The sequence below is a fragment of the Listeria costaricensis genome, assembly GCF_900183385.1.
Lineage (GTDB): Bacteria > Bacillota > Bacilli > Lactobacillales > Listeriaceae > Listeria > Listeria costaricensis.
This window is the reverse complement of record NZ_FXUT01000004.1, coordinates 93,214-105,782: the sequence shown is the minus strand read 5'-3', so window position 1 is coordinate 105,782 and position 12,569 is coordinate 93,214. Positions and strand designations below refer to the sequence as shown.

General features: G+C 46.7%; 11 protein-coding genes. 1 reads left to right on the top strand and 10 read right to left on the bottom strand.

The window, feature by feature from the left end:
* Positions 1–111 precede the first annotated feature (111 nt).
* The 7 genes from CS921_RS03645 to CS921_RS03615 form a co-directional block, all read right to left on the bottom strand.
* On the bottom strand, positions 112–2,580 hold the full coding sequence (locus tag CS921_RS03645) for a GH39 family glycosyl hydrolase (RefSeq protein ID WP_099221695.1): 2,469 nt from the start codon (positions 2,578–2,580) through the stop codon (positions 112–114).
* Between the two features lie 67 nt (positions 2,581–2,647).
* Positions 2,648–3,553 carry a sugar phosphate isomerase/epimerase family protein gene (locus CS921_RS03640; RefSeq protein ID WP_099221694.1) on the bottom strand — a complete coding sequence of 302 codons (906 nt, stop codon included), beginning with the start codon at positions 3,551–3,553 and terminating at the stop codon, positions 2,648–2,650.
* On the bottom strand, positions 3,553–4,503 hold the full coding sequence (locus tag CS921_RS03635; RefSeq protein ID WP_099221693.1) for a sugar phosphate isomerase/epimerase family protein: 951 nt from the start codon (positions 4,501–4,503) through the stop codon (positions 3,553–3,555). Before CS921_RS03635 ends, CS921_RS03640 begins: the two co-directional genes overlap by 1 nt.
* Position 4,504: 1 nt before the next feature.
* Positions 4,505–5,569, bottom strand: a complete 1,065-nt coding sequence (locus CS921_RS03630) for a Gfo/Idh/MocA family protein (protein ID WP_099221692.1) — start codon at positions 5,567–5,569, stop codon at positions 4,505–4,507.
* Between the two features lie 208 nt (positions 5,570–5,777).
* Positions 5,778–6,155: a C-glycoside deglycosidase beta subunit domain-containing protein gene (locus CS921_RS03625; RefSeq protein ID WP_099221691.1), complete on the bottom strand. Its 378-nt coding sequence runs from the start codon at positions 6,153–6,155 to the stop codon at positions 5,778–5,780.
* A 12-nt stretch (positions 6,156–6,167) separates the two neighbouring features.
* Positions 6,168–7,181 (bottom strand): sugar phosphate isomerase/epimerase family protein, encoded by a 1,014-nt coding sequence (locus CS921_RS03620; protein ID WP_099221690.1) that lies wholly within the window; start codon positions 7,179–7,181, stop codon positions 6,168–6,170.
* A gap of 211 nt (positions 7,182–7,392) precedes the next feature.
* Positions 7,393–7,929 (bottom strand): GNAT family N-acetyltransferase, encoded by a 537-nt coding sequence (locus tag CS921_RS03615; protein ID WP_099221689.1) that lies wholly within the window; start codon positions 7,927–7,929, stop codon positions 7,393–7,395.
* 99 nt (positions 7,930–8,028) lie between these two features.
* Here CS921_RS03615 and CS921_RS03610 point away from each other — a divergent pair, with 99 nt between their 5' ends.
* Positions 8,029–8,556, top strand: a complete 528-nt coding sequence (locus CS921_RS03610) for a GrpB family protein (RefSeq protein WP_099221803.1) — start codon at positions 8,029–8,031, stop codon at positions 8,554–8,556.
* Positions 8,557–8,610: 54 nt separating this feature from the next.
* Here the strand turns inward: CS921_RS03610 and pgmB are convergent, their stop codons facing one another.
* Genes pgmB through CS921_RS03595 form a run of 3 tightly spaced genes read right to left on the bottom strand, consistent with a single transcriptional unit; the run spans position 8,611 to position 12,567 of the window.
* On the bottom strand, positions 8,611–9,282 hold the full coding sequence (gene pgmB, locus CS921_RS03605) for a beta-phosphoglucomutase (RefSeq protein WP_099221688.1): 672 nt from the start codon (positions 9,280–9,282) through the stop codon (positions 8,611–8,613).
* 1 nt (position 9,283) lies between these two features.
* Entirely contained in the window at positions 9,284–11,536 is a 2,253-nt protein-coding gene (locus tag CS921_RS03600) for a glycoside hydrolase family 65 protein (protein ID WP_099221687.1), read from the bottom strand.
* Positions 11,533–12,567, bottom strand: a complete 1,035-nt coding sequence (locus CS921_RS03595; protein WP_099221686.1) for a Gfo/Idh/MocA family protein — start codon at positions 12,565–12,567, stop codon at positions 11,533–11,535. The genes CS921_RS03600 and CS921_RS03595 overlap by 4 nt, the downstream gene beginning before the upstream one ends.
* Positions 12,568–12,569 lie beyond the last annotated feature (2 nt).

Sequence of the window (12,569 nt, the reverse complement as noted above, 5' to 3'; positions counted from 1 at the left end):
TAAGATTTTCCCAGCCAGATAACTTCTTGGTTCATAGCCTGCTTTTACTTATTTTTTAACCTCATTCTACCCATTTCGCCACGACAAACATTTGAGATTAAAAATTCACTATCAATAAACCTTTTCCACTGAAATAAAACGGATCTCATGCGCCTGTAAGGTCTCCTTTAACTGCATTCTGCCATTTGTAACATCCACATATTCAATGCGGATTGCCGGCGTACAAATGCTTCGCAGATAGTCGATCTCATCCGCCTTGATATCTTTTTCCGCGCCCAATTTCAGCCACTCATCAAGCACACAGCCGTTCTCACGATTAATAATGTAACGCTTCACCCGGTAGCGCCCTTTCGGAAGCGGCCCCAATTGAAAAGACATCTCCTTGTCGATGCTATCCTCAAAGATTTCATACAAATCCCGCGGCCCGATACTTCCTTCCGTATGAAAATAATAAGCACTGTTAAAATGTTTATAGTTACAGCAGAGCAGCTGCAAGCGCTCGTCCGTTTTTTTCGTCACGACATATTCCTGCCCCTTTTCAACCAGCTTATTCCCCAGCCGCCCTAAAAAAGCAAATGCATAAAAGCTAGGCTTCAGCACCGCATCTCTTGTGATCAGTCCGGCACCGCCATAAAGCAGGTCAGACGCATCACGATACTCACTAAAAATATCCGAAAAAAGCCAATAGCTCGTTTGCCCCGCATAGCCAATCGTATCGATCATATTTTTGACAATATACGCCGCTTTGAATGAACTATCATTCAGATAATTGCGATTCGAGATAGAAATATTCCATTCCGTCACATAATAGGTCAAGCCAGGATGGTTCTCCTTAAAAAAAGCCGCAATCTCCTTCAATTGTTTTTTCATATACGCCGGATCCGCCGACTGCTCATTTTCCACCTCGATCTGCTCACCCGCAGAAGAAAAATCAAGCGGATAAATCAGCATCGAAAAAAAGTCCGGCCTCACCCTTTCACGCATCCAAGCAGCCAATAAATTAGGCAAAATGTAGCCCTCCGTATCCATACTCAGACCGCAACCGCCCACCTGAGCTTCCGGCACGTAAGCCTTGATCTCACTATAAATAATCTCAAATAATGAAAAATATTCCTTAAACAAATGCTGCACATCCAACTGATTTTCCTTCAGTAAAGATAGATAGTATTTAAATTTCCCCACATCCGCATCAAAAATGGTTTCGTTTGAACGCCAAAGCTCAAATCTCCACGTCGCAACTTCCTCCTTCCCCCACTTGTTGATACTGTGCTTGATAAAAGCCCCAATCAGCGAACGCCAATCTGCCGCACTGCGCGTCTTATGCGAATAACGCTGCTCATGAATCATTTCTGCCGTCGCCCTAAAAATCATCTTCGGCTTTTCACCCACCTCAATAAATGGCTTCAAACCGTTCTTCTTTAAAATCTCAATCAGCTGATCAATCCTCGAAAAATTGTGCCCCTCCGCCGCCTGATCGCGATCCGACTCCATCAGCATCTCATCACTGAAAATCCCCCAAAAACGAGCATACTCATAATCCAAATGTTCCTGCATGATCTTCAAATGATTTTTCACTTCCGTTGTCATAATGTCATAAGCATATCCGATATTAATAAGCCTATTCCAGTTCTTTTCATAGGAAAATTCTTTTGAGCAGTCGATCAGCTGCCTCTTAGAAAAGTCTCCTTTTTCCGCCTCATTTTTATGCTCCTTAAAATAGGCATATAGCTCTGGCACAATATCCACCGGCTCGTTCTCAGCCTCCGGGGCGCTCTGAGTGCGCTGCTGCTCTTCCCGATACACAGTCGGCGTCACCCCAAACCGCTTCTTAAAAAGCTTGTTGAATGAAGACAAATTCGGAAAGCCATTCTCCATCGCAATTTTCGTGATTTGTTTATCCGTCACCAAAATTTCCTCGACCGTATGCCGCAAGCGAATATCATTTAAATAAGCCGTCAAATTGATTCCGCTTTCATTTTTGAAAAGCTTACTAAGATACGGCACTGAAATATAAAATTCCCCCGCAATATCATTCAATGAAATGGGCATTTTATAATTGTAATTCAAATACTCGACAATTCTTTGAAATCGTTCGCTCTTAAGATCCTGCTTACGGGCGCCAGACATCCCCGTCGACTTTTCAGCAAAATGATCCACGAGTAGATTCAAAATTTCAAAATACGTCTTATATACCTTGAGCTTTGCGACCGTCTTTTTCTGCGAATAAAGCTGCACCAAATCGGCCAGTTTCCGCTGCAAATCCTCGTCTCCTGCTGACCGACTGTTGACCGAATTGCCCTTTAGCTCGACGGGTGGAAAATAGGTCGCCTCGGGAATGATTTCGATATTGACAGCAAGCGCCGACTGTAGCTCCTGCAGTTCATAGTCCGACTGATGCAAAATAAAAAAATCACTATCGGTTAAATTATATGATTTTCCAGCAATCCTCAATTTGATTTTCCCTTTTAAAACAAATAAAATACGGATTCCCTTTCGTTCCGACTCATTTTGGTCTCGTTTAAAATCGGCAATACGTATATAATTCCACGGGTTGCTTTGGAAAAGAAGCTGCTCATTCATTAAAAATCACCTCGATCACTTTTTAAAAAAATGACCAAGTAAATCAGTCGCTACTTGGTCATTCAGGTTATATCATTGGAGCCAGATAATTATGGACATAACGCATACCTTGCTTCACCTTTTCGGCAGAGCCTGACAGCAGATCGTCCCCATACTCCACACTAATCATGCCGCAATAATCGAGCTGCTTAAGAAGGGACAATACGGCCGGCCAATCGATCTCTCCCCGCCCAGGTATTTTTGGCGTATACCAGCCGAGATTCCGGTAATCCGCCCGGTGCAATTTTTGACCATAAATACCAGCTGTTGCTACAAGTGACCGGTTCACCTGCAAATCCTTGGCGTGGACATGCATAATCCGGTCTGAAAAACGCGCGATACAAGCCAGATAGTCGATCTGCTGCCAAACTAAATGTGACGGATCAAAATTGAGCCCAAAATTCGTGTCATCTATCCGTCGAAACATTTCTTCCCAGAGCTCCGGCGTATAGGAAATCGTCATTGGCAGACCGTCCGGACTCCAGCTGGTCATCGGGCAGTTTTCAATCATTATTTTAACATTTTTCCGTTTTGCATAGTGGACAATTTTGTGAAATATTTCTTCAAAAAGGGCAAAATTTTCCTGAATTGATACAAAAGGGTTTTTGCCAATGTAAGTGCCGACAAGTGGAATATCTAAAAGGGCAGCCGCATCGATCACTTTTAACAAATGTGCCTGATTCGCCGCACGTGTCGTCAAGTCAGGATGCAGCATATTGTCATAGTAAGCGAGCGCCGTCATTTCAACGCCCAGCTCCTCTGAAAGCCGCCGCCAGTAGCCCGGTGAGAAATTCGTCACATCCAGATCGGCTCCCTTTGCCGCCCCGACCGGCCAACAGGCTACCTCAATCGCCTTAAAGCCAGCAGCACGTGCAAATGCCATTTTTTCCTCCAGCGTCCCGACCAATCCATTGCTCAAAAAGCCCAGTTTCATCAACGGTCACTGCTTTCCTGAAAATTTTTCACGAGTGGGTAAAGATGGTGATAGGAAAAGTCCAGACCGCGGATCACTTTGTCATTCGTTCCTTCAAACATGCGATCCTCATGTTCAATACTCAAGTAGCCATCATAGCCGATCTGACGCAGCCGCTCAATAAAAATTGGCCATGAAATGTCGCCCAGCCCCGGAATTTTCGGCGTAAACCAGCCTAAGTCCTCAGGATGCTCGCGATGCAACTTCTTGCCAAAAATGCCATAGTAAGCAACTAGCGAATGATCCAGCTGGCAATCCTTGGCATGCACATGAAAAATCCGCTCATGAAACTTGTCGAGACAATCCAAATAATCAATTTGCAGCCAGTGCAGATGTGACGGATCAAAATTCAAACCGAAAGACGCGGATGGCACCCGCCGAAACATCTCCGTCCAAAACTCCGGTGCGTAGGAAATCGTGGCCGGCAGCCCGTCCTTCTCCCACCCTGGCATCGGGCAATTCTCAATCATCAGCTTGACATGATGCGCCTCGGCAAACGAAACCAGCTCACTAAAAATCTCCTCAAACAGATCAAAATTTTCTTCCAGAGATAGCTCCTGATTCTTCCCAACAAACGTCCCGACCAGCTCTACATGCAGTTTTTCAGCCGCAAGAATGACCGCTTTCAAATGGGCATGATAACCCGCTCTACACGCAGGATCAGGATGCAGCATATTGTCATAATAGGCCAGCGAGGAGATCTCCAAGCCGCGAGCCTCCATTTCAGCCAGCAACTGATCCGCATCCTCCTGCGCAAAATTCACCACATCAATGTCACTACCGGCATAATCGCGTTCATTCACTTTCGGCCAGCAGGAAACTTCCACTGTTTCAAAACCTCGCTCTGCCGCATAATCCAACTTCTCTATAAGAGGCATATCTAAACACCCCGTCAAAAAACCTAATTTCATCTTATTCCGCCTCGCTTTCTATTAAAATAACTTGATTAGTTGCAGCCGATTGGAAGGCCAGCTCGATCAGGTGCAGCACTTGTCGAACCTCTTCATTTTTAACGACCGGCTCTGCATGCCCATCTATTACCTCAACAAAGTTGCGATAAAAGTCCGTCACATCCGTTTGAACATATGGGAGCGAAAACTCAGTAGTCGAACCGTCATTTCGAGGGGCCATCGTTTTTGTCAGACCAGCCCCCGTTTCAATTGGCTGTGCTTCCTTGGCCAGCTTGCCATTCAGCGTAATGTACCGGCCGTGAAGCTCATAATCTTCAATCACCGCCGTGCCAATTTTGCCACAGACATACCATTCCGGCGTTTGAATAAAATTCACCGTTCCGACCTCCAGCAAAGCACGTGCCCCATTTTTAAACGCCAGTCTAATCCGAAAGCCGTCATCCACCTCATGCCCCAGCACGTAACTCAGATCCGCAAAAATACTCACCGGCTTCGTTTCACGGAAAAGCAGCAGAATGCGGTCAATCAAATGCACACCCCAGTCATAAAGCATGCCGCCGCCATTTTCTTTCAGACGCCGCCAGTCATCAGGAATTCCACGCGACCCCTGCACCCGGCTTTCCACAGAAAAAATCTCGCCTAGTCGGTCTTCTTCTTTCAGCTGCTGAATGATCCGATAGTTTTCATCCCAGCGCCGATTTTGATGCACCATAAAATGCCGCCCAGTCTCTTTGGCTGCTTGGGTCACCTGATCAAATTCAGCCACCGACAAAGTAGCCGGTTTCTCACAAATCACCTCTTTACCGTGATGCATCGCTTCAATGGCAAGCGGCGCATGCGTCTCGTTCGGTGTTGCCAAGATTAGGATTTCAACCGCCGGATCCCGTAAAACTTCCTCCCAGGTTTCAAAAATGTTCCATCCTTGTTCCTTGGCCGCTTGCTTCTTGGCAGACTTTATATCATACACACCTAGAACAGCGATTTCAGAAACATTTTCCAGCCGTTTTAGATGTTGCTTGCCCATCCCGCCATAACCAATCAATGCCAATCCTTTTTTCTTCCTCATTTCCACCAGCTCCTTAAAACGCTTTCATTTATCTTTATTTTAGAATGAATGCTCCCCTTTTACCGTTGCTTATTTATACAAAACTTGATTGATTTTTAACCGAAATTATTTTCTCAGTAAAAATACGGGCTAAGATTAAAAATACTTCATTCATCTTTAACCAAAATAAACTGGACAAAGGAACCTCCCCGCCCAGTCTATGTTTTATTCAGCTGATTTGAACGGTTCGTGTTTTTTCTCCTGCCAGCGGGATTGGTATGTAGGCTGTACGCGTCACAACCTGTAATTTTACCTCGTGGCTTCCTTTGGCAAGTCCATCAGGCTGCAAAACGCGAACGGTCGCGGCCTGTCCATACTCCCATTTATAAAAAGTAACGGTTGGTAGTTCATCCAGCGTGAACCAGTCAATCTCATCTACAGTAAAGCGAATCGCCTCACGCGGCACTGGCACATCATCCACAGTCACAGCAATATGATTGATCATCGAAAGTGGGATTCCGCGATAATAAGTAATGTGTGTCTTTAGTTCAAAGCCTTCTGAAACATTTCGACATGTGCCTTCAATAAATACATTATTATCAAACATTCTTTTTTCCTCCTATCCTTGAATTTCTTTCAGCAAAGATTTGATCATCTTTTGATGGGCAAGTACCTGTTCTTTTTCAATCATCGGCTTGCCTGGAAGTATCCAGCGATTCCCTTCATATTCTGTCGAAACATAACCGTCATAACCCTTTTCATGAAGATATTCCAGCACGCCTCTATAGTCGATAGAATATTCCTCCCCTTCATCTGTCATTTCATAAAGCTTGAAGTGGAAATGATGGATATATTTGATATACGGATCCATCACTGATAACGGCAGATTCTCGTAACCCGACGAAAGCTCCAAATAGACCGCATCTGCTTCCGATTTAATCAACTCTTTTTGTGTGGCTTTAAACTCAGCTGTTGGTTGATTAGTCAATCGGAAATAATCGCCACCTGCTTCAAAAAGCTGATCCACATATTCGATGACCTCTTCCGAAGGCGGATTGACCGCCCGGAAATAATTGGTAAACACACGAGGCACTCGGCGACAAAACAGCCCCATATCCACCACCGCACCAAGATAAGGCGAGTCGAGACGTTTTACAACCTCTAAAAATTCTTCTGTTTTGTCAATGCCAAAGCCAAGTCCGGCATGAATCTCGATGCACAACTTAATCTGATATTTTTCCGCAAGTGGCAGAACTGGCTCGATCACTTCAATTGGTACCATTGAGACGAGACGAATTACTGAGAACCCCAAACGGTGTGCCAGCTCGATCTCTTTTGTGATCAGATCAATGGATTCGCGCAATGTCAGCTCACGATTGTTGTATAAATTTGTATTGAGAAAAACATCATCACACGCAAGCGCCATGCCATACTTCTCAACCAGTGCATCCCATTCTCGCAGCATTTCCTCTGTAGGCTCCGGCGCTCCGGGAATCATCTGATCTGGTAAAATTTCGATTCCTTCCACGTCATTTTCATGCAAAAACTGGAAAATATCTTCAAGTGTCATACGGCCATTTAAATATTCATCCTGCAAACTATACAAGCTTACACATGTCTTGATTTTTCCCATCATTATCTTCCTTTCATTCGTTTTGTTATCGCTTACAATCGTGATTATAGCATCCGTAATCATGCGAACACTTCTCAATAATTAACTTCTGCCTGCCCAGAAATTAACCAGAATTCCAAAAAAACGCCAAAAAATTCAACAGGATAAAAATCATTGAAGCATTCTTAAACAAACAAAAAAGCCCCAAGCTAAAACTTGAGACTCTTTCCCATCATTTTATTTGTTGCCGATATTCCTCTTTTGTCATCACATAATTCAGCGAAACTACTTTCTGATCATTCAAAAGCGGCAGCGTTTTGGTTTCGGTGAACTGGTAGACAAAGCCACTTTTCTCCACGACACGCTTGGATTTATCATTAAAGTCATAATGCTCGCACCAGATTTTTTCCACTTCAAGCGTTTCAAATCCATATTCCAAAATACGCGCGACGGCTTCCGGAATGATCCCGCGGCCCCAATAATCTGGATGGAGCACATAGCCGACCTCTCTTTGGTGCGGCACAACCTCTTCACCCTTCCTTCTTTCCTTTAATCCCAGTCCGCCGATCACTTTGCCCGTTTCCCGCCAAACGACCGCAAATTCATAAGGATCCTGAATAAAGCGCTGCAACACCTCTTTTGAATCCGCCTTTGTCTGATGAACTGGCCATCCGGCATTCGGACCTACCAGCGGACTTTTCGCATAATCAAACAAATCATCCAAATCTTTTTCCTGAAAATTTCTGAGTTCCAGCCGTTCTGTCAACATCGTGACCACTTCCCTCTGCTTTTTCATTATTCTACAAGAAAGCGATAAAATAGGCAATCAGCTATGCTATAATGGCTTAGAAGAAAGGACGTGGAAGATTTGAAGAAGATTGAAGTAGTCCCTCATCGCTTAGTATGGCAGGCACAATTTAAAGCTGAAAAAGCTGCCCTCGAAAAACTACTGTCCGAAAGAATCATTGCGCTATATCATATTGGCAGCTCGTCTGTTGCTGGACTTTCCGCCAAGCCAATCATTGATATGCTACTTGTAACGGATGATCTAGCGAGATTGGACCTTGCCGCGCCTTTATTTGAACAACTGGGCTACGAAGTGATGGGCGAATTCGGCATTCCCGGTCGCCGCTACTATCGTAAAGGTACGGACCCGCGCACCCACCACATCCATGCTTTTCAATTCGACAATGTAACCGAAATCGAACGCCACATTTTATTCCGCGATTATTTGCGTACACATCCCAAAACCGCCGCCGAATATGGACAATTAAAAACACAGTTAGCCGCGCAGTTTCCGCACGATATTGACGGCTATTGTGACGGCAAGGATGCTTTCGTCAAACGGGTAGAAAAAGAAGCACTGATTTGGCATTTTGAAACGCGCGACAATTAATATCGACCCACAGCGGAAAGCCGCTTCACCATGGAGATGAAGCGGCTTTTCTTGTTAAATTGTTTCACGTGAAACAATTGTATGATAGAGCTGTTCCAACAACCCAAGTGAAAGCAGGCTCGTACCAGCTAGCGTCATATCCGCGTGCTTCAAGCCCGAGCCAATTCCAACACTGATGATGCCTGCTCGATTGATGGATTCAATTCCTGCTTGGGCATCTTCAATTCCGATGGCCTCATTTGCCGAGATACCCAGCCCTGAACAAGCCCGGACAAAGATTTCTGGATCAGGCTTCGAGTTTTTCAAAATGGCCGCGTCCACAACAACATCAAAAGTATCCTGCAAGTCGAGTGCCTTCAAAACAGTTGGCGCATTTTTGGATACCGAGGCAAGCGCGCATCGCAGACCTCGTTCCCTCAAGGCCGCCAGTAGTTCCGCCACACCCGGTAGGATGTCAGTTGGTGTCAGATTGGCGAGCAGCTCGACATAGCGGGTGTTTTTCTGCGCCGCATAGCGCTCCTTGTCCTCAAGAGACAGTGTGAGGTCCCCGCGCTTCAAAATCAGCTCCAGTGAGTCCATTCGGCTGACCCCTTTCAGTTGCTCGTTGAACGCTTCGTCAAATGGTACACCCAACCCGTCCGCCAGCTCCTTCCATGCTAAATAATGAAAGTGGGCTGTATCAGTAATTACACCGTCTAAATCAAAAATAATTGCTTGTAAAGTCATGTCAAATCCTTTCCTCAACCGCTTCGCCTGTTAATTTCAACAATTTGCCGTTTACTTCGATTTCAAGCTCCGTCGTGCTGCTTTTTGAAAATTTGATCGAGCCTTGCTTCAGTTCAATATGCAGCTTTTCATTTTGCCACCAAAAATGGAAGCTCATTTTCTGCCAAGCCGCCGGAAGTCGTGGCGCAAAACGAAGCCGCACACCAGTCGTATCCACACCTGCAAAGCCAAACACCGCCGAAAGCCAAATTGCCCCGGCAGCTGCCGCATGGATGCCGTCATCAGATGAGTGCGGATCTCCGCCAAGGTCAATCAGGCAGGCCTCCTGAAAGAAACGATAGGCCGTGGCCACATCACCGGAACGACAAGCCACGATCGCATGAATCGCCTTGCTGAGCGAAGAATCATGAATTGTCCGCTCTTCATAGAAAGATAAATTTTGCGCGACAATATCCGCCGAAAAAAGCTGCGGCAGCAAATAAAACAGCATGACCAAATCGGCCTGCTTCAAAATCTGCATATCGATGACCTCTGCTCGCGAATAATCGAGCAAAATCCCCTGCTTGCCCTGCGCCTGCTTATATTTTGCCAGATCAATCTGCGGTTTCGTCAAAAATGTGTCATCCTGCGGAACGATTCCATCTGAACCAGCCGCCGGTAAATACAATTTCGCCAAAAAATCCGCCCCGCGATGACAAAAATCGGTCTCATCCTGATTGAAACGCATCGCCTGTCGGACATTGAAAGCCGCCAGATAATTCGTATAGGCATTGTTGTCAACATGCTCCGTGTATTCATCCGGTCCGATCACATCCAGAATCTGGTAACGCCCATCTCGCCGGACCGCTCGACTAAGCCAAAACTCGGCCGTTTCACGTAACAACGCTCGACCATATTTCCCCATAAAAGCCTGATCCTGCGTCGCCTGAAAATAGCTCCAGACGGCATAAGCAATATCCGCTACAATATGATGCTCAGCAAGCGCCGAAGCAATCCGCTGCCGCTTGCCCGTTCGAATGTTGATCGCCGCAAACTCCGGCGTCTCCTCCCGCCCGCTGAAAGCACTCTCCCAAGGAAAAAGCGCGCCACTGTAGCCATATTTCTGGGCTTTTTCTTTCGCCTCCTGCAAATGATGATAGCGATAAAGCAGCATGTTTTTGGCCGTTTCCGGAGAATGATGCAGAAAATACGGCATGATAAAAATTTCCGTGTCCCAAAAAACATGCCCTTTGTAGCCCTCTCCTGTCAACCCTTTCGCGCCAACGCTCATTCGTGGATCATTCTTCGGTGTCATGATTTCCAAATGATAGCTCGCAAAATCAAGTGCCAATTGGTCGATGTTAGCGGTAGCCTCTTTAGACTCCAGCATCACCCGGCCGGTCCCCCAAAACTGTGTCCATTCCTGCGCTACTTCCTGTTTTAGCCAGTCAAAATCCCTATCTGCCAACTTGGCGAGCGCGCCGCTTTCTAGTGTGGCAAATACGGCTTCGGAAGAATCATCCTTTTGTTGGAACGACCGGCCGATCTCCATGTTGGTCGCTTCAATATCCAGGTCCGAACAGACCACCGCGATTTTTTCCAAAGTCGCCGCCTGACCGGGCTCCAAGTCGAGCGTAACCTGTGATTTGATTTGGCGATTCTTGGCCGTAATGACCCCACCAGGTGCCACCTTAGCTGCAATCACAATTTTTCGGTCGCTTTCGATTGTTTCATAATGGCCGACCATGAAGTCCCCAGCCGCCACATGCAGTTTCTCTTCCACCAGCTGCTGCGTACCAAAATTCGTCTGCTGCCCATCGATGCCCGTTGTGACGACTGCACCCACGGCCTGATCGAGCGACTTGATGGATACTCTGGAACCAATCAGTGTCCCACGTGTCTTGCCAACCACCCGCTCAAAAATAAGTTCAAACAGGCGGCCACGCGGGTCCCGCCAAATGATCCGCCTCGTCAGCAGCCCGCTTCCAAGCGCTAAATGGCGCTCATACTCGACAATTTTTCCCATTTGTAAAGAAAACAGCTGACCGTCCAGCTCAATCCGCATGCCGGCAATATCCGGCAGATTCACCAGTTCCGCACTTTCCGAACCAGCCGGCCGATTGTAGACTCCCGCCAGATACATCCCCCGCACCTGCCCCGGATAGTCCTCCTCGTGGCTCGCCCGTAAGCCCAGATAGCCATTGCCCTGCGCCATCAAGCTGCCATATTTATTTATATAAGAAAGAGCAAATTTTGTTTCGCTTAAATTTTTCATAAAAAAACCTGCTCACCCTTCTCTGCTGATTCATAAAGTGCGGCCACAAGACGCTGCACTTGATAGCCCTGCTCAGCGGTTGCCAGATCCGGTCGTTTCTCGCCAAATACAGCCGCCACAAAAGCTGCCATACTGCCCAAGTGCATGTCCGTTTCGCTGTCATCCGCCCGTTCAAGCATGACCAGCTCGCCCGCCTCGTCTGTAAAAATTTCCGGCGGATAAAGTGTTGCCCCTGCCTGGTCGCCATAAAACGCCACATTCAGCCGTTTTTCGTCCTTCATATTTAGCGCAAAGGAAGTTTCTAATTGCAGCAGCCGACCATCTGCCAGTTCAATAAAACCAAATAGCGCGTCTTCCACAGTGAAACGTTTCGGATCCCACTCGCCAAACGTCCCAGCCGACTTGCGATTGCCGATTTTACGAAAACTTTGTGCCGTGACCTTTCTGATCTTTGGAAATCCCAGCACATATAGCGCCGCGTCCAAAACATGGATTCCCAAATCGATCAACGGCCCACCGCCCTGAGCCTCCTTATCAATGAAACTGCCCCAGCCGGGAACCCCAGACCGCCGCAGTGCCGTCGCTTTCGCCGCATAGATTTCCCCCAGTCGACCGGCCGCCGCTTGTTCTCTCAGCATCTGGGCGCCATTTGAAAAACGATGGTGAAAATCATATGCCAAAACAGCTCCCTGCCTTTCTGCTTCCTGCCACATCTCCTCAGCCTGTTCCGGCGTCATTGCAGGCGGTTTTTCACACATCACATCCGCCCCAGACTGAAGCGCCAGCAGCACATTTTCATAATGAAACCGATTCGGCGTGCAGATACTCACAATATCCGGCTTTTCCTGCTCTAGCATCTCGCGGGCATTCTGATAGGCAGCCTGAAAACCATTCTTCTCGGCAAAACTTTTCGCCCGTTCAATATCCGGATCGCAGACAGCCGCCAAAACTAATTTTTCATGTGTTCGATAGTAGGCCGCATGAACCTTTTCAGCAATCTGCCCACAACCAATAATGGCCACTTTTTTCATAC